Here is a 20,908-nt window from a genome sequence, read left to right on the forward strand (position 1 = left end):
AACTAATAATAAGTCCTATCTTTGCCGTTCGAAAGGATCCACTATTATTTTTATCTAATTAAAATTCTTATAAAAGTGAAATCTCCTGTTCTGACTATCACGTTGCTTTGCCTGCTCTTTTTGGCAAGCTGTATCACCCGTAATAAAACATCTCTGGAAACATTCAACCAAGATGTATATACCCCTGAATATGCTTCGGGATTTAAAATTCTGGGTGCCGAGAACGCCGCCAGCACACTAATACAGATTACCAATCCGTGGCAAGGCGCCAACGATGTAACAATGTCCTATTTTGTTACGCGCAACGGTGAGCAGGCGCCTGCCGGATTCAATGGTCCCGTTATCCCTGCCGGAGCAAAACAGATTGTATGTATGTCTTCTTCCTACATTGCCATGCTTGACGCATTGGGAGAAATTAGCCGGATCGTCGGAGTTTCGGGTATCGATTATATCGCCAATCCCTACATTCTTGCCCACAAAGATTCAATCAAGGATATGGGGCCTGAAATGAACTACGAACTGTTGATTGGATTAAAACCCGATGTAGTTTTGCTCTATGGCATAGGTGACGCCCAAACCGCTGTAACAGACAAACTAAAAGAACTTTCCATACCTTATTTATATATGGGAGAATACTTGGAAGAATCACCGCTCGGCAAAGCCGAATGGATGATTGTTCTTTCCGAACTGACAGACAAACGGGAAAAGGGAATAGAAATATTCCGGGAAATCCCCCAACGTTATCATGCACTGAAAGCCCTCACAGATTCCGTCAGCCAGCGCCCTACCGTAATGTTCAACACTCCGTGGAACGATAGTTGGGTAATGCCTTCCACTCAAAGTTATATGGCACGACTGATTGCCGATGCAGGTGCAGAGTACATTTATAAAGAAAACAGTTCCAACAGTTCAACCCCAATCGGACTGGAAACAGCCTATGGACTGATACAAAAAGCCGATTACTGGATTAATGTCGGTTCAGCAACTACGCTTGATGAGCTGAAAGCTGTCAACCCCAAATTCGCAGACGCAAAAGCCGTGAATGCAAAGACTGTTTATAACAATAACTTACGGTTGACACCGACAGGCGGAAACGACTATTGGGAATCGGCAGTTGTCCGTCCCGATGTTGTATTACGCGACTTGATTCATATTTTTCATCCGGAACTTGTATCCGACTCACTTTATTATTACAGGCGTCTGGAATGAAACAACCTCGCAAACATACCGCACTTTTATTTATCGCGCTAGGCATAACCGCCCTGTCATTACTAGTCATAGATATGGCAACCGGAGACACGTATATCCCTGTCTCCAAAGTATGGGCAGTGCTCACCGGGGGTGAATGTGATGAAATGACACGCAACATTCTTCTTTCTATCCGGTTTATACGGGTAATAGTAGCGGCACTGATAGGTATAGCACTCTCTATAAGTGGTTTGCAGATGCAGACGGTTTTCCAAAACCCATTGGCAGACCCCTATTTGCTGGGAGTTAGTTCGGGGGCAGGATTAGGGGTTGCCTTGTTTGTACTGGGAGCCCCATTACTCGGTTGGTCGGAATTTCCACTACTTCAGTCATTAGGCATCGTTGGTTCCGGCTGGATAGGAACGGCTGTCATTTTATTGGGAGTAGCCATTATCAGCCGGAAAGTAAAAAATATCCTCGGTGTATTGATTATGGGAGTCATGATAGGTTATGTGGCAGGCGCCATTATCCAGATACTACAATATCTGAGTTCTGCCGAACAGTTGAAAATGTTCACACTTTGGTCAATGGGCTCTCTCGGACACATCACCACTACCCAACTGGGAATCATGACGCCTATGCTATGTCTGGGACTACTCATTTCCGTAGCCTGTATCAAACCGTTGAACCTGTTGCTTCTCGGAGAAAACTACGCACGGACAATGGGAATGAATATCAAGCGCTCACGCACATTCATCTTCATTTCTACCGCATTGCTGACAGGAACGGTGACCGCATTCTGCGGTCCGGTAGGTTTTATCGGGCTGGCAGTGCCGCACGTCACACGGTTACTATTTAACAACGCCGACCACCGGATACTTGTCCCCGGCACTATGCTGACAGGACTTATCAGCATGCTTCTCTGCGACATCATCGCCAAGCAATTCCTGCTTCCGGTGAACTGCATCACCGCCTTGCTCGGTGTTCCGGTCATTTTATGGGTAATAGCTAAAAACTTGTATAGATTCAAATGATTGAGCTTAAGGAACTGACACTAGGATACGGACAGCGCACGCTGTTGAAAACGGTAAATGCCCGAATCACAGGCGGACAACTCGTCGCACTGTTGGGACGCAACGGAACTGGAAAAAGTACCCTCCTACGTGCTATTATGGGACTGGAAAGTCCCCAATCGGGAAAAATCAATCTGCAAGGAAAAGACATAGCTTCACAAAAACCGGAAAAACTAGCCCGGAACATCAGTTTCGTAACCACCGACAAAGTACGCATCACCAATCTTCGTTGCAAGGATGTGGTAGCGTTAGGACGCGCTCCCTACACAAATTGGCTCGGTCAGCTTCAATCAGAAGACCAGAAAATAGTGGATAATGCCATGCAGTTGGTCGGCATGTCCGGCTATGCAGAAAAGACAATGGATAAGATGTCCGACGGTGAATGTCAGAGAATCATGATTGCCCGTGCACTTGCGCAGGATACTCCGGTTATCCTGCTCGACGAGCCGACTGCCTTTCTTGACTTGCCCAATCGTTATGAACTCTGCTTACTACTGAAAAAATTGGCACAAAAAGAAGGCAAATGTATCTTGTTCTCCACACATGACCTTGACATCGCATTATCGCTTTGTGACTCCATTATGCTGATAGATAACCCGTATATGTACACTTTACCCACTTCGGAAATGATAACCAGCGGACATATAGAAAGGCTTTTTCGTAATGAATCGGTGACATTCGATGCTCAAGAGATGAGAGTGCGTATCAAATGAAGTTTTTCTACATATACCATCAATCTGTCGTACAAATATATCACTAACATAAGAAAATCTCACTGACCGGACAGAAATTACCAAATGGTAATTTTTATCTCCTTTCATACCTCTACCTTTGCACCCGCTTTAATAAAAAAAGATAGAAAGTTATGAAAGATAGTATAGATTTCGACAGTATGGACATCTCCACGTTATTCCGTAAATTACTGATACCTACGGTTCTTGGAATGGTTTTCTCCGCTATATTCGTTATTACGGACGGTATATTTGTAGGGAAAGGAATTGGTAGCGATGCACTGGCAGCCGTCAATATCACAACACCACTTTTTATGATTGCCGCCGGTATCGGGTTGATGTTCGGAATTGGCGGTTCGGTAGTTGCCTCCATTCATTTATCGCAAGGCAAACGGAAGGCGGCAAGTATTAATATCACTCAGGCACTTGCTTTCTCCGCACTTATCATACTGATTATGTCAGCTTTGTGTTTCTACTTTGTAGAACCGTTGGGACGATTGCTCGGCAGTTCGGAAAAGTTGTTGCCGCTTGTGATAGAATATATGTTGTGGTATCTGCCTTTCCTTGTGTTTTACGAGTTATTGAGCACAGGTATGTTCTTTATCCGCCTGGACGGTTCGCCCAATTATGCAATGATGTGCAATGCCATAGCAGCAATACTCAACATCATTTTAGATTATATTTTCATTTTCGAGTTCGGCTGGGGAATGATGGGAGCCGCTTTTGCCACCAGCTTGGGAACAGTAGTAGGGGGATTTATGACAGTGGGTTACCTTACCAGGTTCTCCCGCTCTATCAAACTGTACCGCATCAAGTTAAGCCTTAAAAGCCTGATGCTGACATTGCGTAATGTAGGCTATATGATAAAGTTGGGAACTTCCGCTTTTATCAGTGAGGCATCTATCGCCTGTATGATGTTTTTAGGAAACTACGTTTTCATCCGTCATCTCGGAGAAGACGGAGTAGCCGCATTCAGCATTGCTTGCTACTTCTTCCCTATCATCTTCATGGTCTACAATGCCATTGCGCAATCCGCCCAACCGATTATAAGTTATAACTTCGGAGCCGGACAAGCCGGACGTGTCAGGAAAACTTTGCATCTTGCTCTTCGGACAGCTCTAATCTGCGGAATCAGTTTCCTCGTTATCACCGCTCTGTGCCGTCAGGAAATTGTTGCATTATTCATCGACCGCAGCTATCCGGCATTTGATATAGCAGTGAACGGCATTCCTTATTTCGGTATCGGATTTATTTTCTTTGCAGTGAATATGATAGGAATCGGTTATTATCAAAGCATTGAACGGGGACAAAGAGCTACTATCATTACCCTTCTCCGAGGAATCGTCTTTATGTTGATCGGATTCTTTGCATTACCACCGCTTCTTGGCGTGAAGGGTATTTGGCTCGCTGTTCCGTTAGCCGAGTTCCTGACAACACTTTATATTATCGGAATTTATCTAAAAGACCGATTCATTGTCCGCCAATGATGAGTATATTTGCAGTATGGATGCATTCATTGAGAAACTTAGCGACAGATATAAAGTATCAAAAAACGACATACAGACTTTATTGGACTGTATGGAAGAAGTACATTTCAAAAAAGGAGAATTGATAGTACGCGAAGGAACAAAGAACAACAATCTTTATTTCATAAGAACAGGAATCTGGCGGGCATATTACCATAAAGACGGAGTAGACACCACTATCTGGTTTGCTTCAGACGGAGAAGCTGCTTTCTCCGTCTGGGGATATGTGGATAATGCTTATTCACTGATAAATATTGAAGCGATGTGCGACAGCGTAGCTTATCGCATTTCCCGTGCCGCTTTGAATCAGCTATTTTCTTCCTCTATCGGACTTGCCAATCTGGGCCTTCGCCTTATGGAGCATCAATTACTTTTACAGGAAAACTGGCTTATCAGTTCCGGAAGCCCACGAGCTAAAGAGCGTTATCTCACTCTTATCAAAGAGACTCCGGAACTGTTGCAATACGTACCCTTAAAACACATCGCTTCTTATCTGTGGATAACACCCCAATCATTGAGCAGGATTCGGGCGGAACTTGCCTCTACATAATGTGTATTATAGACTAAGCAAGAAAATATCATTTCTCCGCTAAAATTCCCGATGCAGAATGTCCCCAAAGTAGCCGTTCCAAACTTTCATCAACAACACCTAATATATGAAGTTTGGACAACAACCGATAATACGAAGTTTTTCCGACACCTTCTATTTTCAATATGCTTTTCCAACCCCCTACTAATACTATTTCAAATAGTTCCTTAACTGTTCCTATCTCCTTATTATGTAGAATATTAGCCAAACGAGTATCGGCAACTTCATGGACAGACAGATTAAGAACTCTTTCATCCTGCTTCTTATTTACTCTCTTACTATCTTCTGCCAAAAATAGAAAGCGGGCATTCATGGCACGTTTTCGATAAGTAGCCAATATACTTTTTCTCAACATCAAACCTTTTAGATGAGAATTATAAATCTGCAATGTACGATCGTAAGTGATTCGATGCCGGCGAGCAACCTTCTCTATTGGTTCTCCTGTGGAGATAGAATAGAAAATATCACGGGCTTCGGGATGAATAGATTAATTGAGCCAGTTCACGGATAATGATTGCATACAAAGGCTTGCACACTTTTTGAGTTCTTAAAACATAGAGCAAATCATCATATTTAGACTGGATAAAATCGCGTTCCAATTTTCTACAACTCTCGACAGGTAATCCGCCTCTAAATCAAGTTTTTTTGTGAGCTTCCAGATAGGCAAGCAGAGTATCATCATCCAGAAACAATTGTTCACCAATTCGGGAACTATGCGTTGGTATAAGACGTGCCGGAAAATGGGCAGACAAACTCCGAAAGTAAAAAAAAACGTTCAACTAATAAGAGGTTATCATAGAAAATGAATATTTTTGCACTCAGATTGAATTAGATTTTTTATGACGAGGTTTGATCCAAAACATCCACAGGGCAAATACCCGGGCACAGCGACAATGAAGCCACAGTATGTGCTCATTACCGGGAATGGCGAGGAGCGCACAAGTCATGTGACCGTGCCAAAAATCATGAAGGCTGTGTATGAAATTGCCTCCAACAAGTATGTCACTCTTGAAAAATGCCGTCCGGTCCGTCTTGTACGGGAAGCTGAGTATTTCGCCATGAGTTTCTATCGCGACTCACACATTGCAGTTTATTTCAGAGTAAGGAAAAAGGTGCTCCGAATGGTTAAGAGCGGTTTTTCCTGCGAGGCGGCGGCCGACATGATGTGCGATTTCTTTCAGTCAGCCAGATTGTCCGATATGTCGGACTGGACGTGCGAGGAATTGAACCCCGTACCCCGAAAGAGTGAATCAAGCCTTAGTGTCGATGGCGAAGATTTCCGCTATTTCGGTAGTGCTGATGTTGTGGCAGCTCTTGAAAATATTATCGATGGCAAATCCGTATGGATGCTTTATGATTTTACCTGCGAGAACGGAGGGTATATAAACATTCGACGGTGTGGCGATGACTCAATACACACAGCAAAGTACAAAGTGGAATGTGTCAGATGGACTGAACCGACACCGACCGGATACCGGGCTGTCATATCTGATGTCAACCCCTTGCGGAACTGGCTGTGGAATCTGGTCGATGGTCGCAAATTTCCTGACCCCACACCTGAATGGGAGAGTTTTGATGTGACCGACTATTTCCAACGATTGGCTTTCAGGTTTTTAGACGAAGAAGATAAATTAGATAACGATGAACGGTAAATACAGTTTGCCCGTAGTGAAGGCAGTAGATATGATCTGGACGAGTTTCGACCGTGAAGAAATACGACGCGGCTACGCGATGCTTTTCCAGGCGGCGCAGCAAGGCGACGCCGATGCACTGGCATTCGTTGCCCGGTGCTTTATGGGTGAGGAATATGTGTGGAGCGGAGCCGGCTTCGCCACCGACAATGCCAATGCCTCAAAGCTAATTCAGAAAAGTGCGTTGATGGGCAGTGCCACCGGCGTGCTCTGTGCTGTAAGAAGCGGCAACTTCACCCCTGCCGTGCAGCGGGGGATGCCTTTCGCATCGTTCAAGGAAGCTTTCGAGGAGATTCTCAGTCAGGCGGAGCGTGGCAATGCGTTTTGCTGCTATATGATAGGCAATGTCTATTACTGGGGCGACTATCTACTTGTCGAACCAGAACTTGCCAAGCAATTCAAAACAGAGAACAAATACTATGCCTGGGCCTACCTGATAGCCAAAGAATGGTATGAGCGCAGTTTCAACGGACGCATCTGTGCCGGTTGGGGCAACTACTGCAAGATCCGCGAGTCGGGACTGTGCGACATCAAAAAAGATGTCTTTGAAGCTTATTACCAAGCCCTCGCAGAGATTTCCCCGGTGATTTGCAACAACTACGGACATTATCTCGGGCATGATAAGAAAAACCCTCAAGCAGCTCTGACATACTACGCTAAAGCTGCTTACCGTGGCGACCCACAGGGTGCGTACAATGCCGGTCACACCTACGAGGGAGGCGAGGAAGTGGAGGAAAATATCGAGGTCGCCTATCAGTTCTATGAAATGGCTGCCAAAGGAGGACATCCCGCGGGACAGTTCGAGATGGGTTACTATCATTTTGAAGGATGCGGCAGTGTGGAACAGGATTACGCCAAGGCTGTACAATGGTTTGAAAAGGCGTATGAGAATCCCAAATGCAGCGACGTCACCAAGACGCAGGCAGCCGCCTATCTCGGCATTTGCTGTCAGGACGGTTTGGGAGTGGTGCAGGACGATGACGCGGCGTTGGAGTATCTTCAGGAAGTTGAAGAGAGAATGGACGATTTATGGGATAGCATCAAGGGGAAGGTGCTCAATGCGCTGGGGGTGGCATACGCTTTCGGTCGTGGCACCGATGAAGATATAGAACTTGGCTACCAATATTTCGAAGATGCTGCAAAACTCGATTCGGAGGAAGCAAAAGAGTATCTACAATATATAAATTCATCGGAGTACGAATCTGATGAACGGGTAAAGAAAACAAAGGATATAGATTCGTTTTATCAGGGATTGGCAGAAAGAATCAGAGAGGCTGCCGAAAAAGATTTGCATGAAGTTCTTGAGCAAATAGGAGATGAACATATTTATACGGCAGCCTTGGTCACCGACAGATACTGCTGCACCCTGTTCCTCGCAGTAAACACCGTTGAGTTTCTGAATGGGAACGGCGGACCGGACAGCGAGAGCAAATGGTATCCCGATGAATGGGGGTATTCTGACGCCGACAACAGCGAACTGTCGAAACTCAGCAAATTGCTGTGGGAACATCACGACAATCTGCCGGGCGAAGCCTTTTTCTTCGATGCCATCATATCCGCTATGAAACAACTCAAGGAGGCGGGAACATTCGGGGGACGCTCGGAAGAGATAACATTCTTTGTCTCCATATCGGATGATGAAGAGGCTGAGAATCTTGAAGATTTTTCAGCAAAACTGCTGAACTCGCCGGAACTGGCAGCCGCGTTTTTGAATCGGGACAAATGAACCAATCTACAAGAATCATGATAAAGTATCAGGACAAATACATTCGCTCACTATTTGAAAGCAGCGGAAGCAAAATAATCAAATTCACTAATTTGCCTTACGATAAAGAACCTCAATGTTTAGCGTGTATAAACCTCCTGAATTATCGGTAATTGTGATAGTCGAATTTCCCGTAGAGAGCGGAGTAATGTTAATATGCATACTCTCCAGAGTAACATTAACTACTGTTTCGTCCGAGTTGCTGATAGCATAATGACCATCACCACCGAAAATTATCAATTGAGTTTTGTCAGATGCAGGAAACAATAAGCTAACCCGATTACCTTCTACCGGATTTGGCTTGTCATTATAAATGGCATAATGTAATTGAATGGGCTTGTTATCATCATCTTTACTACATCCTGTACTAAAAACAACCAATAGAGACACTAGTAAGAGACTTTAGAGCATCAGGTATTTTCTTTCGCATTATCATGTACACATCCTCATAATCTTTTACTACCTCATTCGCCAACTCCTCGTATGTCATTTGTGCAGTTATCATATTTTCATTTTTTAATGTTTCATATTATTGTTCGACAACGAGAACTGCCGGAACTGCCACCAAAGCATTGTTCCCGCTATCAGGCTGGCTGTCAGGTCGGAAATCGGCATACTTATCCAGACTCCTAATTGCCCATAATAGTGAGGAAGAATCAGTAGGCAGGGAATGAGAATAAGAACCTGGCGGGATATCGAAAGGAAGATTGCCTTACTTGCCATACCGATGCTCTGAAAGAAATTGGAAGTCACCATTTGAAAACCGACAATGGGGAAGAACATCACCACAATACGTAACCCTTTGGCAGAAATATCCACCAATTCTTCGTGCGTCGTAAAGATAGAAACCGCTAAATCGGGAATCAACATTCCCATCAGGAATCCGGCAGTAGTAACAATCGTTGCAGCATAAATCGTTATTTTCAATACTTTTGTCACACGCGGATATTGTTTGGCTCCATAATTGTAGCCGGCAATCGGCTGCATACCCTGGTTCAGTCCCATTACAATCATGACAAAGAGGAATACCAGCCGGTTTACTATTCCGAACGCTCCGATAGCCAAGTCGCCGCCATGATGCTGCAAGCCTTGATTGATTAGAATTACGATGAAGCAGGCTGCCAGATTCATAAGAAAAGGCGCCATACCAATAGCCAAAGAATCGGCTACTATTTTCTTCTTCAACCGGAAAATTCCTTTATGGAAATGCAAGAGTTCTTCTTTGTTAGAAAACAGTTTGAACTGCCATGCCAATGCGATGACCTGTGCCGTAATAGTAGCAATAGCCGCTCCCTGTATCCCCCAGCCGAAGCCATAAATAAAAACAGGGTCGAGTATTGTATTAATCACCACCGTAGCAATTGTGGCATACATCGCCTTCTGCGGATGTCCCGCCGAACGAAGCACGGCATTCAGCCCTAAATAAAGGTGAGTGATGACGTTACCCAATAAGATAACGACCATATAATCACGGGCATAACCTACCGTGGCGTCACTACCACCGAAGAAATAAAGAATAGGGGTTCTTCGTCAAATTTGGTGGTAAGTTTTTCTCCGCTCATTTAGCTAATTCAGTCAGTGCCTATATTTTCTTATGAAAGTGAGTAAAAAGGGATAATTATTAACTTGGAAATAAAGAGATAAAGAATTTACCACCAAATTTGACGAAGAACCAGAATAGGGTCGAGAAAAATCAGTGTGACCACCGTAAAAACAAGTCCGATAATGATATTCAGTACCAGCACATTGCCGAGTACCCGTTGTGCGGTGTCGTAATCTTTCTGTCCCAGTTTCACCGAGACCAATGTAGCCGCTCCCACACCGACCAGCGAGCCGAAAGCGGCAGCGAGATTCATTAGCGGAAAGGTCAGCGCCAATCCGGAGATAGCCATTGCCCCTACCCCGTGACCGATGAAAATACTGTCTACCATATTATATAAAGAAGACGCCGTCATGGCGATAATTGCCGGAATGGCATACTGCATTAAAAGCTTCCCAATCTTTTCCGTTCCCAACGCAGTGGGTGTCTTTTGTCCTGTCATACCTATTAGTTTGAGGGCGCAAAGATACAAAAAAGAGACAGATTACGGGATATATGAGAAAAGTTTCGTATTTTTGCCCACAAAATTGAGTTAATACGTAACGAAATGAATATACTAGAACTAAGTGAACAGGAAATCATTCGACGCAACAGCCTGAATGAGCTTCGTGCAATGGGTATCGACCCATACCCTGCAGCAGAGTATGTAACCAATGCTTTCTCTACAGATATTAAAGCTGAATTCAAGGACGAGGACGAGCCGCGCCAGGTTTCTGTAGCCGGACGTATCATGAGCCGCCGCGTAATGGGTAAAGCTTCTTTTATCGAATTACAGGACTCTAAAGGTCGCATCCAGGTGTACATCACCCGCGACGACATCTGTCCGGGAGAAGACAAGGAACTGTACAACGCTGTATTCAAACGCCTGCTCGACTTAGGTGACTTTATCGGTATCGAAGGTTTTGTATTCCGCACACAAATGGGTGAAATCAGTATCCATGCAAAGAAACTGACCGTACTTGCAAAATCTATCAAACCGCTACCTATCGTAAAATACAAAGACGGTGTAGCTTACGACTCTTTTGAAGATCCCGAACTCCGTTACCGCCAACGCTATGTAGACCTGGTGGTAAACGATGGCGTAAAAGAAACATTCCTGAAGCGTGCCACCGTAGTGAAAACACTGCGCAACGCTCTCGATGAAGCCGGATATACTGAAGTGGAAACTCCTATCCTGCAATCCATCGCCGGCGGAGCAAGCGCACGTCCGTTCATCACTCACCATAACTCACTGGATATAGACCTTTACCTGCGCATCGCAACGGAACTTTATCTGAAGAGACTGATTGTAGGCGGTTTTGAAGGTGTATATGAAATCGGCAAGAACTTCCGCAACGAGGGTATGGATAAAACTCACAATCCGGAATTTACCTGCATGGAACTTTATGTCCAGTACAAGGATTATAACTGGATGATGAATTTCACCGAAAAACTGCTGGAACGTATCTGTATCGCTGTAAACGGTTGTACGGAAAGCGTTGTTGACGGAAAGACTATCAGTTTCAAAGCTCCTTACCGCCGTCTGCCTATCCTTGATGCCATCAAGGAAAAGACCGGATACGACCTGAACGGCAAGAGTGAAGAAGAAATCCGCCAAGTCTGCAAGGAACTGAAGATGGAGGAAATCGATGACACAATGGGTAAAGGCAAGCTGATTGACGAAATCTTCGGCGAATTCTGCGAAGGTACTTACATCCAGCCGACTTTCATCACCGATTATCCTGTTGAAATGTCTCCGCTGACCAAAATGCACCGTTCCAAACCGGGGCTGACCGAACGTTTCGAATTGATGGTGAACGGCAAGGAACTTGCTAACGCCTACTCGGAATTGAACGACCCGATTGATCAGGAAGAGCGTTTCAAAGAACAGATGCGCCTGGCTGACAAGGGTGACGACGAAGCAATGATTATCGACCAGGACTTCCTGCGTTCTTTACAATATGGTATGCCTCCAACATCGGGTATCGGTATCGGTATCGACCGTCTGGTTATGTTAATGACTGGTCAGACTACTATCCAGGAAGTACTATTCTTCCCGCAAATGCGTCCGGAAAAGGTAGTGAAGAAAGATGCAGCCGCCAAATATATGGAATTGGGAATCGCAGAAGAATGGGTTCCGGTTATTCAGAAAGCCGGCTACAACACTGTAGAAGACATGAAAGATGTCAATGCGCAAAAACTGCATCAGGACATTTGCGGCATCAACAAGAAATACAAATTAGAATTGGCCAATCCGTCGGTAAACGATGTAACTGAATGGATACAGAAAATTAAATAAGTTCTTCATCCAAATCCATACAAATGAAATTACCCGGTAAGATAGCGATAATGGGCGGTGGAAGTTGGGCCACAGCTATTGCGAAGATGTGTCTGGCTCAAGAAGACTCTATCAATTGGTATATGCGACGCGATGACCGTATCGCCGATTTCAAGAGATTAGGGCACAATCCGGCTTATCTGACAGGAGTGAAATTCGACACAAAGCGTATCACTTTCAGTTCCAACATCAATGATGTTGTGAAAGAATCGGATACGCTGATTTTCGTCACTCCGTCCCCTTATCTGAAGGCTCACCTGAAAAAGCTGAAAACCAAGATAAGGGATAAGTTTATCATCACCGCTATCAAAGGAATCGTACCCGATGATAACGTTATCGTATCAGAATACTTCACCAAAGAATATGGCGTCCCTCCCGAAAACATCGCTGTACTGGCAGGTCCCTGCCACGCAGAAGAGGTAGCCTTGGAACGCCTTTCTTACCTGACCATCGCCTGTCCGGACAAAGACAAAGCACGTATCTTCGCGCGTCGGCTGGGAAGCAGTTTTATCAAGACATCTGTCAGCGATGACGTCGCAGGCATCGAATACAGCTCGGTACTCAAAAATGTGTATGCCATCGCCGCTGGTATCTGCAGCGGACTGAAATATGGCGACAACTTTCAGGCCGTACTGATTTCCAACGCCATCCAGGAAATGAACCGTTTCCTGAATACGGTGCATCCGCTGAACAGAAACGTGGATGAATCTGTTTATCTGGGTGACTTGCTGGTGACGGGATATTCCAACTTCAGCCGTAACCGGACATTCGGTACGATGATAGGAAAAGGATATTCCGTAAAAAGCGCACAGATTGAAATGGAAATGATTGCCGAAGGTTACTACGGTACGAAGTGTATCAAAGAAATCAACAAGCATCATCATGTCAATATGCCGATACTGGACGCTGTATACAACATCCTGTACGAACGTATCTCGCCTATGATCGAGATTAAATTACTAACTGATTCTTTTAGATAACCTTTAAACAAGAAAGATATGATTAGCTTGAACATTGAAAAGACTTTTGGATTTATCTCCAAAGAAAAGGTTTTTGCTTACGAAACTGAAGTAAAAGCCGCACAGGAAATGCTTGAAAAAGGAACAGGCAAAGGTAATGACTTTTTAGGATGGTTACACCTGCCTTCTTCTATCACCAAAGAACATCTGGAAGATCTGAACGCTACTGCAAAAGTATTGAGGGATAATTGCGAAGTAGTAATCATTGCCGGTATCGGTGGCAGCTATCTGGGCGCGCGTGCTGTAATCGAAGCGTTGTCTAACAGTTTCACCTGGTTGCAAGACAAGAAAACGGCTCCTGTCATGATTTATGCCGGACATAATATCAGCGAAGACTATCTGTATGAACTCACTGAATATCTGAAAGACAAGAAGTTCGGTGTTATCAATATCTCCAAATCGGGAACAACAACCGAAACAGCACTTGCGTTCCGTCTGTTGAAAAAACAATGCGAAGACCAACGTGGCAAGGAAACTGCAAAGCAGGTTATCGTAGCCGTTACAGACGCCAAGAAAGGTGCTGCACGTGTTACTGCCGATAAGGAAGGATACAAGACATTCATCATCCCCGATAACGTAGGCGGACGCTTCTCTGTTCTGACTCCGGTTGGTTTGCTGCCGATTGCAGTTGCCGGATTCGATATTGAAAAGCTGGTTGCCGGTGCTGCCGATATGGAAAAAGCATGCGGTGCAGACGTTCCGTTTGCCGAAAACCCTGCTGCTATCTATGCCGCTACCCGTAACGAACTGTACAGAAGCGGAAAGAAAATCGAAATTCTCGTCAACTTCTGCCCGAAACTGCATTATGTAAGCGAATGGTGGAAACAGCTTTACGGAGAATCAGAAGGTAAGGACAACAAAGGTATTTTCCCCGCATCAGTAGACTTCTCTACCGACCTTCACTCTATGGGACAATGGATTCAGGAAGGTGAACGTTCTATCTTCGAAACTGTCATCTCACTAGATAAGGTAGACCATAAACTGGAAGTTCCTTCTGACGAGGCTAACCTCGACGGTCTGAATTTCTTAGCCGGCAAACGTGTGGACGAAGTGAACAAGATGGCGGAACTCGGCACTCAGTTGGCTCACGTAGATGGTGGCGTACCTAATATGCGTATCGTTCTCCCTTCATTGAGCGAATACAATATCGGCGGTCTGCTGTATTTCTTCGAAAAGGCTTGCGGTATCAGCGGTTATCTGCTGGGTGTGAATCCGTTCAATCAACCGGGCGTAGAAGCATACAAGAAGAATATGTTTGCTCTGCTTGACAAACCGGGTTACGAAGAAGAATCTAAAGCTATTCGTGCTAAACTGTAATAGAATAAAGTCTGTATATAAAAAAAGAAGCGATTTTCTGTAAATCGCTTCTTTTTTTATATACTGTACCGAAGTTGTTTTTATTCTTCTTCGTCACCTTTATTCTTTTTCGTCATCGACTTTTGTTTTTAAGCCGATTTCTTCTTGAGCTCCTTCACATTCAGCTTTAGAGGAAAGATAGAATTCCAGTCTTACATCACCATTCTTATCCACATGCTCAATGGTAGCCCGCACCATAATTCTGGTTTGCTTCACACCGTCTTTAAAACGCAGTTGTCCTTTCTCTTCATCCGTCAGATTTCCTTCGGTAGATACTTCTGTCTTTTCATAGAAAAGTTTGGTATCCAGTTCGTCATCGTTCTGAAGTTTAAAGGTTTTCAGTTCGGCACCGTTCCCATCCAGAAACAAAAGGGCTTTTACTTCATCACCCACTTTCAAGTCCGGCAGTTCATCCATCTTATTGGCATAGTCTTCTTCCTTAGCTCCATCACTATTCGATTCAGCCTTCACATATAGCTTTTCGATTTTAATCACAGGACTTTCCCCGCTATTGGAACAAGCGCCTAAAAACAATGGTAGCAACAATAATACTCTCTTTTTCATGCTATCGTCGAGTTTATAATGCTACAAAAATACACATAATCTTCTAAACAACAAACATTTGTGTAGTTAATCACATAATAGCCTTGTTTACAACTATCTTGGCATTCTACTTCATCTCTCATTTTTTATCATTATCTTTGTCTCGTATATAGAGATAGTTAAAAAAACGACTCAACTAAAAAAATAACAAAATGGAACGGAATCTATTAAAGAAATCCTACGGATTCGTGCTACTATGTAGCTTATTATTATTGATGGTATCAATCAGCAGTTGTCAGGAAAGCAAACTCAAAGCAGTGATTGCCATCGCAAATAAACAATGCCCAATGGACATGGGAGAAGTCGGAACAATTACCAGCATTGTTTATGATGGCGGTAATGTAGTGTACACGCTCAATATGAATGAGAGTATTACCGATATAGCCATATTGAAAGACAATCCCGAAAGCATGAAAGAGTCCATAAAGATTATGTTCCGGAATCCGGCGAAGGATGTCAAAGAAATGCTAAAACTGGTAGCCGAATGTAACGCAGGACTTCAAATGAAGTTCGTAGGAAAAGACTCGGGCGAAGAAGCGGTTTGCGGCATCACTCCCGAGGAAGTGAAAGAAGTTCTCAAGGCAGAATCCGACCCGTCACAAAGCGAACGTGCCAAACTCGAGGCGCAACTGAAAATGGCGAACTTGCAATTCCCGATGCAGGCAAGTGAAGAAATTCTTATAGAGAAGATTGAACTCAGTGACGAATCGGTCGTATATATCTGTAAAGTAGATGAAGACGTATGCCCCATCAGCCAGATTGAAACAAATGCGGAAGAAGTAAAGAAAGGAATTGTAGCAAATTTGGCGGCACAGTCCGACCCGGCAACCCAGGTATTCTTGAAAACCTGTATCAATAATGACAAAAGCGTAGCTTACAGATATATCGGAACGAAATCAGGCAATCACTATGATATAGTCGTCACCCTGCCCGAACTGAAGAAAATGATAATAAAAAAATAAGTATTACGAAAAAAAAGATTCTACGACGTACTGAGTATGAAAAATAAACTGAAAGCCGTCCTGTTCGACATGGACGGCGTACTTTTCAACTCTATGCCTTATCATTCCGAAGCCTGGCATAAAGTAATGAAATCTCACGGGCTTACTCTCAGCCGCGAAGAAGCGTATATGCACGAAGGACGGACGGGAGCTGCCACTATCAATATCGTATTTCAACGTGAATTGGGCAGAGAAGCTACTCAGGAAGAGATAGAAAGCATCTATCAGGAGAAAAGCGTCCTGTTCAACTCATATGCGGAAGCGGAACGTATGCCCGGTGCATGGGAGTTATTACAGAAAATAAAGAGCGAGGGACTGGTTCCTATGGTAGTGACCGGCTCAGGTCAGCTATCACTGCTCGAACGACTGGAACATAACTTTCCGGGAATGTTCAAAAAGGAACTGATGGTTACGGCATTTGATGTAAAATACGGCAAGCCGCATCCGGAACCTTATCTGATGGCGCTTAAAAAAGGCGGATTGAACGCGGACGAAGCCGTTGTTATAGAGAATGCTCCGTTGGGAGTGGAAGCCGGACACAAAGCAGGTATCTTCACGATTGCTGTAAACACAGGGCCGCTGGACGGACAGGTATTACTGGATGCGGGAGCCGGTTTGTTATTCCCCTCCATGCAAGCGCTTTGTGATGCCTGGGACAACCTGGACATATAAACATCTGTTTCATTCATTAATACGTTTATCTTTAAAATACCGATTCTACCATGCAAAAGTTATTATCCTTACCCCCTAACTTAATCCATTGTTTTCACGAACTGGAAGAAGTGAATCACGCCGACTGGTTTTGTACGTCAGACCCTATTGGAAGCAAACTGGGTTCCGGCGGTGGAACTACCTGGCTGCTGCAAGCCTGCCATCAGGAATTCGCACCTCAGGATACTTTTAGCGACTGGATAGGGCGTGAGAAGAGAATACTGCTTCATGCAGGCGGACAAAGTCGCCGTCTGCCAAGTTACGGGCCTTCCGGTAAGATATTAACTCCCATTCCCATTTTCAGTTGGGAACGGGGACAAAAATTAGGACAGAATCTGCTGTCATTACAGCTCCCATTATACGAAAGAATCATGAAGCAGACCCCCGCCGGGCTGAACACTTTGATAGCCAGCGGAGATGTGTATATCCGTTCGGAAAAGCCATTGCAAGACATTCCCAATGTAGACGTCGTGTGCTACGGTCTTTGGGTGAACCCATCCCTGGCAACGCACCACGGTGTGTTTGTATCCGACCGGAAGCGCCCGGAAGTTCTTGACTTCATGTTGCAGAAACCCTCACTCGAAGAATTGGAGAGTTTATCCAAGACGCATCTTTTCCTGATGGACATCGGCATTTGGATACTGAGCGACCGTGCCGTGGAAGTATTGATGAAGCGTTCATTAAAAGAAGGGACGAACGATATTAATTATTATGATTTATATTCGGACTACGGACTGGCTTTGGGCGAGCACCCCAAAACAGAAGATAAAGAAATCAACCAACTGTCCGTAGCCATATTGCCTTTACCAGGCGGAGAATTTTATCACTATGGCACAAGCCATGAACTGATTTCTTCCACACTGTCCATCCAAGATAAGGTACGCGACCAAAGAAAAATCATGCACCGGAAAGTAAAGCCCAATCCGGCCATTTTCATTCAGAATTCCATCACGCAGATTTCTCTTTCTGCCGATAATGCCAACCTTTGGATTGAGAACAGCCATATAGGAGAAGGCTGGAAACTGGGGTCCCGCCAAATCATCACCGGAGTACCAGAGAATCATTGGGACATTTGTCTGCCGGATGGTATCTGTGTGGATATTATTCCTGTCGGGGAACATGATTTCGTAGCCCGCCCATATGGATTGGATGATGTATTCAAAGGAGCGTTGGAAAAAGCCACGACTACTTACCTCAATATCCCGTTCCCACAATGGATGGCAGAAAGAGGGATTACATGGAACGACATAAAAGGCCGCACGGACGATTTGCAAGCAGCTTCCATTTTCCCAAAAGTCGCTTCCGTAGAAGAGCTGGGTATATTAGTACGCTGGATGACATCAGAGCCGCAACTGGAAGAAGGAAAAGAACTTTGGTTGAAAGCAGAAAAAGTTTCGGCTGATGAAATTTCGGCGGGCGCTAATCTTAAACGCCTTTATGCACAACGCAGCAGTTTCCGCAAAGAAAATTGGAAAGGGCTGGCAACCAACTACGAAAAGAGTGTTTTCTATCAACTCGATTTACAGAACGCTGCCAATGAATTTGTACGTTTAGATTTAAATGTTCCTAATGCTCTGAAAGAGGATGCCGCACCAATGGTCCGGATACACAACCGGATGCTTCGTGCACGGATTATGAAGTTACGTGGAGACGACTCCTGGCAAAAGGAAGAACAGGCAGCTTTCCAACTGCTTCGTGACGGTTTACTGGGAGTTATGCCGGAACGCAAAAACCGTCCTGTGCTCAGTGTCTATTCCGACCAAATCGTATGGGGACGCAGTCCCGTGCGGATTGATGTTGCCGGGGGATGGACAGATACTCCGCCCTATTCTCTCTATTCCGGCGGAAGTGTAGTTAATCTCGCCATCGAATTGAACGGGCAGCCACCATTACAGGTATATGTGAAACCCTGTAAAGAATATCACATCGTACTCCGCTCCATCGACATGGGAGCAATGGAAATTATCAGGAATTATGAAGAACTGCAAGACTATAAGAAAGTCGGCTCTCCGTTCTCCATTCCCAAAGCAGCGCTTAGCCTGGCAGGCTTTGTACCAGCGTTCTCTGCTGAAATTTACGCCTCGTTGGAAGAGCATTTGAAAGCTTTCGGATCGGGAATAGAAATTACGCTATTGGCTGCCATCCCGGCAGGCTCCGGCTTGGGAACCAGTTCTATCCTGGCGTCCACCGTTCTCGGAGCTATCAATGATTTCTGCGGACTGGCATGGGACAAGAATGATATTTGCAGCTACACATTAGTATTAGAACAATTCCTGACCACAGGCGGTGGTTGGCAAGACCAATACGGCGGTGTATTCTCAGGCGTCAAACTGCTCCAATCCGAAGCCGGTTTTGAACAAAACCCTCTAGTACGCTGGCTACCCGACCAACTCTTTGTCCATCCCGATTATCGCGACTGCCACTTGCTATACTATACAGGAATCACCCGCACGGCCAAAGGCATATTGGCCGAGATTGTCAGCTCCATGTTCCTCAATTCGGGTATGCATCTGAGCTTGTTGGCTGAAATGAAAGCACACGCCATGGATATGAGCGAAGCTATTCTACGCGGCAATTTTAGTAGTTTCGCCAATTTGGTAGGCAAAACCTGGATACAAAACCAGGCATTGGACTGCGGCACGAATCCACCGGCAGTAGCGGCTATTATCGAGATGATTAAGGATTATACATTAGGATACAAACTTCCCGGAGCAGGTGGGGGCGGTTACTTATACATGGTAGCCAAAGACCCGCAAGCGGCAGGACAAATCCGCCGGATACTGACGGAGCATGCTCCTAATCCTCGTGCCCGCTTCGTAGAAATGACGCTTTCCGAAAAAGGACTCCAAGTCTCAAGAAGCTAAGAACCTCAAAAAACAAGCTTGGGCATAGAATCCGATTTTCCGTCTATGTCCAAGCTCTAATTCTCAAGCCTCAATTACTGTTGATATATAATGCAAAAGTTGTACATTTGCAAACTTTATAAATAAAATCAAGCTTAACACAGTAAACAAAGAAAAAATATAAAACCTATAAAATACAAATATGAAATTACTTAAATTATTATTCGTTGTTCTGTTATTCTCTTGCAATAACGATTCAACAGAGACTCTGGAAACGGGAGAACCAAAACAAATTATCGTAGAAATGGAAAATCCTGATGCTACGGATATAATAGATGTCTCTGGTACTTATAATCTCGAGAAGAATAAAGAATACTGTGTTCGGGAAGATGGCAAGTATAAGATTTTTTTAGCCAAAGATTATTATACGGATGAAAAAGAAAAGGAACAGGAAATTCTTTTCTACTCCATTTTTGACGTAGCAAAGCAAGCCCCCGTCTACTTTACCGAAAAAATAGACGTAGCCAAAAGACTTGAAAGGGAGTGGGAATATTATGATAAAAAAAACACTCCAGCAAACACTGATAAAAAACTAGTTTGTACTTCTCGGATAAAAGAAGAAGAATAAATACATCATCACTTATATTTTTAGCAGATACCAGACAAGTACTGAAAACATCATAAAGAAAAACCGCAACTACTTCTTGATGAAGTTATTGCGGTTTTCTAATGTGACCCCGGTGCGATTCAAACGCACGACCTTCAGAACCGGAATCTGACGCTCTATTCACTAAGCTACGGGGCCATTCTTTTCAAATGCGATGGCAAAAGTATAAAAAAACTTCTCATTTTCCTAATGTTTCTTCTTTTTTTATACTTCTCATGTCACTTCTCA

15 protein-coding genes, 1 tRNA gene and 3 pseudogenes are annotated in these 20,908 nt (G+C 44.4%); 14 read left to right on the top strand and 5 right to left on the bottom strand.

Going from position 1 to position 20,908, the window contains the following annotated elements:
• Window positions 1-75 precede the first annotated feature (75 nt).
• The 5 genes from RDN93_RS09950 (at window position 76) to RDN93_RS09970 (ending at window position 5,068) form a co-directional block, all read left to right on the top strand.
• Window positions 76-1,209 carry an ABC transporter substrate-binding protein gene (locus tag RDN93_RS09950; protein WP_308745373.1) on the top strand — a complete coding sequence of 378 codons (1,134 nt, stop codon included), beginning with the start codon at window positions 76-78 and terminating at the stop codon, window positions 1,207-1,209.
• A complete protein-coding gene (locus RDN93_RS09955; RefSeq protein WP_308745374.1) occupies window positions 1,206-2,222 on the top strand; it encodes an iron ABC transporter permease in 1,017 nt (338 codons plus the stop codon). Before RDN93_RS09950 ends, RDN93_RS09955 begins: the two co-directional genes overlap by 4 nt.
• Window positions 2,219-2,974 (top strand): ABC transporter ATP-binding protein, encoded by a 756-nt coding sequence (locus RDN93_RS09960; RefSeq protein ID WP_308745375.1) that lies wholly within the window; start codon window positions 2,219-2,221, stop codon window positions 2,972-2,974. The genes RDN93_RS09955 and RDN93_RS09960 overlap by 4 nt, the downstream gene beginning before the upstream one ends.
• Window positions 2,975-3,126: 152 nt before the next feature.
• Window positions 3,127-4,479: an MATE family efflux transporter gene (locus RDN93_RS09965; RefSeq protein WP_308745376.1), complete on the top strand. Its 1,353-nt coding sequence runs from the start codon at window positions 3,127-3,129 to the stop codon at window positions 4,477-4,479.
• Window positions 4,480-4,495: 16 nt separating this feature from the next.
• Complete coding sequence (locus RDN93_RS09970; RefSeq protein ID WP_308745377.1) at window positions 4,496-5,068, top strand: Crp/Fnr family transcriptional regulator; 573 nt, start codon at window positions 4,496-4,498, stop codon at window positions 5,066-5,068.
• A gap of 28 nt (window positions 5,069-5,096) precedes the next feature.
• Here RDN93_RS09970 and RDN93_RS09975 read toward each other — a convergent pair.
• Window positions 5,097-5,820: pseudogene (locus RDN93_RS09975) on the bottom strand (hypothetical protein); the annotation flags it as partial.
• 252 nt (window positions 5,821-6,072) lie between these two features.
• Here RDN93_RS09975 and RDN93_RS09980 point away from each other — a divergent pair.
• Together RDN93_RS09980 and RDN93_RS09985 are read left to right on the top strand one after the other, a co-directional pair.
• Entirely contained in the window at window positions 6,073-6,759 is a 687-nt protein-coding gene (locus RDN93_RS09980) for a hypothetical protein (protein WP_308745378.1), read from the top strand.
• Window positions 6,749-8,524, top strand: a complete 1,776-nt coding sequence (locus tag RDN93_RS09985) for a DUF4303 domain-containing protein (RefSeq protein ID WP_308745379.1) — start codon at window positions 6,749-6,751, stop codon at window positions 8,522-8,524. The genes RDN93_RS09980 and RDN93_RS09985 overlap by 11 nt, the downstream gene beginning before the upstream one ends.
• A 555-nt stretch (window positions 8,525-9,079) precedes the next feature.
• On the opposite strand, the pseudogene RDN93_RS09990 reads toward RDN93_RS09985, so the two are convergent.
• Both RDN93_RS09990 and RDN93_RS09995 read right to left on the bottom strand, forming a co-directional pair.
• A pseudogene (locus RDN93_RS09990) lies at window positions 9,080-10,084 on the bottom strand (MATE family efflux transporter); the annotation flags it as partial.
• A gap of 152 nt (window positions 10,085-10,236) precedes the next feature.
• Window positions 10,237-10,635, bottom strand: a pseudogene (locus RDN93_RS09995) (MATE family efflux transporter); the annotation flags it as partial.
• Window positions 10,636-10,710: 75 nt separating this feature from the next.
• Here RDN93_RS09995 and lysS point away from each other — a divergent pair.
• From lysS to RDN93_RS10010, 3 genes are read left to right on the top strand one after another with little or no spacing between them, the layout of a single operon-like run.
• Window positions 10,711-12,441 carry a lysine--tRNA ligase gene (gene lysS, locus RDN93_RS10000; RefSeq protein ID WP_308745380.1) on the top strand — a complete coding sequence of 577 codons (1,731 nt, stop codon included), beginning with the start codon at window positions 10,711-10,713 and terminating at the stop codon, window positions 12,439-12,441.
• 23 nt (window positions 12,442-12,464) lie between these two features.
• Complete coding sequence (locus RDN93_RS10005) at window positions 12,465-13,460, top strand: NAD(P)H-dependent glycerol-3-phosphate dehydrogenase (protein ID WP_308745381.1); 996 nt, start codon at window positions 12,465-12,467, stop codon at window positions 13,458-13,460.
• 18 nt (window positions 13,461-13,478) lie between these two features.
• Window positions 13,479-14,816 (top strand): glucose-6-phosphate isomerase, encoded by a 1,338-nt coding sequence (locus RDN93_RS10010; protein ID WP_308745382.1) that lies wholly within the window; start codon window positions 13,479-13,481, stop codon window positions 14,814-14,816.
• Window positions 14,817-14,915: 99 nt separating this feature from the next.
• On the opposite strand, the gene RDN93_RS10015 is transcribed toward RDN93_RS10010, so the two are convergent.
• Window positions 14,916-15,419 carry a DUF5035 domain-containing protein gene (locus RDN93_RS10015; RefSeq protein ID WP_308745383.1) on the bottom strand — a complete coding sequence of 168 codons (504 nt, stop codon included), beginning with the start codon at window positions 15,417-15,419 and terminating at the stop codon, window positions 14,916-14,918.
• Window positions 15,420-15,610: 191 nt separating this feature from the next.
• Here RDN93_RS10015 and RDN93_RS10020 point away from each other — a divergent pair, with 191 nt between their 5' ends.
• The 4 genes from RDN93_RS10020 (at window position 15,611) to RDN93_RS10035 (ending at window position 20,641) form a co-directional block, all read left to right on the top strand.
• Window positions 15,611-16,420 (top strand): hypothetical protein, encoded by an 810-nt coding sequence (locus tag RDN93_RS10020; RefSeq protein ID WP_308745384.1) that lies wholly within the window; start codon window positions 15,611-15,613, stop codon window positions 16,418-16,420.
• Window positions 16,421-16,456: 36 nt separating this feature from the next.
• On the top strand, window positions 16,457-17,131 hold the full coding sequence (locus RDN93_RS10025; RefSeq protein WP_308745385.1) for an HAD family hydrolase: 675 nt from the start codon (window positions 16,457-16,459) through the stop codon (window positions 17,129-17,131).
• A gap of 50 nt (window positions 17,132-17,181) precedes the next feature.
• The gene (locus RDN93_RS10030) at window positions 17,182-20,034 is read left to right on the top strand and encodes a bifunctional fucokinase/fucose-1-phosphate guanylyltransferase (RefSeq protein ID WP_308745386.1); all 2,853 of its coding nucleotides are present in this window, start codon (window positions 17,182-17,184) and stop codon (window positions 20,032-20,034) included.
• Window positions 20,035-20,215: 181 nt separating this feature from the next.
• Entirely contained in the window at window positions 20,216-20,641 is a 426-nt protein-coding gene (locus RDN93_RS10035; protein WP_308745387.1) for a hypothetical protein, read from the top strand.
• 104 nt (window positions 20,642-20,745) lie between these two features.
• Here the strand turns inward: RDN93_RS10035 and RDN93_RS10040 are convergent.
• A tRNA-Arg gene (locus RDN93_RS10040) sits at window positions 20,746-20,818 on the bottom strand.
• Between the last annotated feature and the right edge of the window lie 90 nt (window positions 20,819-20,908).

The organism is uncultured Bacteroides sp. (genome assembly GCF_902491285.1).
GTDB lineage: Bacteria > Bacteroidota > Bacteroidia > Bacteroidales > Bacteroidaceae > Bacteroides.

Coding starts and splice junctions, on each gene's coding strand:
- RDN93_RS09955 (WP_308745374.1), top strand. CDS start 1,206: ATGAAACAACCTCGCAAACATACCGCACTTTTATTTATCGCGCTAGGC.
- RDN93_RS09960 (WP_308745375.1), top strand. CDS start 2,219: ATGATTGAGCTTAAGGAACTGACACTAGGATACGGACAGCGCACGCTG.
- RDN93_RS09965 (WP_308745376.1), top strand. CDS start 3,127: ATGAAAGATAGTATAGATTTCGACAGTATGGACATCTCCACGTTATTC.
- RDN93_RS09970 (WP_308745377.1), top strand. CDS start 4,496: ATGGATGCATTCATTGAGAAACTTAGCGACAGATATAAAGTATCAAAA.
- RDN93_RS09980 (WP_308745378.1), top strand. CDS start 6,073: ATGAAGGCTGTGTATGAAATTGCCTCCAACAAGTATGTCACTCTTGAA.
- RDN93_RS09985 (WP_308745379.1), top strand. CDS start 6,749: ATGAACGGTAAATACAGTTTGCCCGTAGTGAAGGCAGTAGATATGATC.
- lysS (WP_308745380.1), top strand. CDS start 10,711: ATGAATATACTAGAACTAAGTGAACAGGAAATCATTCGACGCAACAGC.
- RDN93_RS10005 (WP_308745381.1), top strand. CDS start 12,465: ATGAAATTACCCGGTAAGATAGCGATAATGGGCGGTGGAAGTTGGGCC.
- RDN93_RS10010 (WP_308745382.1), top strand. CDS start 13,479: ATGATTAGCTTGAACATTGAAAAGACTTTTGGATTTATCTCCAAAGAA.
- RDN93_RS10015 (WP_308745383.1), bottom strand. CDS start 15,419: ATGAAAAAGAGAGTATTATTGTTGCTACCATTGTTTTTAGGCGCTTGT.
- RDN93_RS10020 (WP_308745384.1), top strand. CDS start 15,611: ATGGAACGGAATCTATTAAAGAAATCCTACGGATTCGTGCTACTATGT.
- RDN93_RS10025 (WP_308745385.1), top strand. CDS start 16,457: ATGAAAAATAAACTGAAAGCCGTCCTGTTCGACATGGACGGCGTACTT.
- RDN93_RS10030 (WP_308745386.1), top strand. CDS start 17,182: ATGCAAAAGTTATTATCCTTACCCCCTAACTTAATCCATTGTTTTCAC.
- RDN93_RS10035 (WP_308745387.1), top strand. CDS start 20,216: ATGAAATTACTTAAATTATTATTCGTTGTTCTGTTATTCTCTTGCAAT.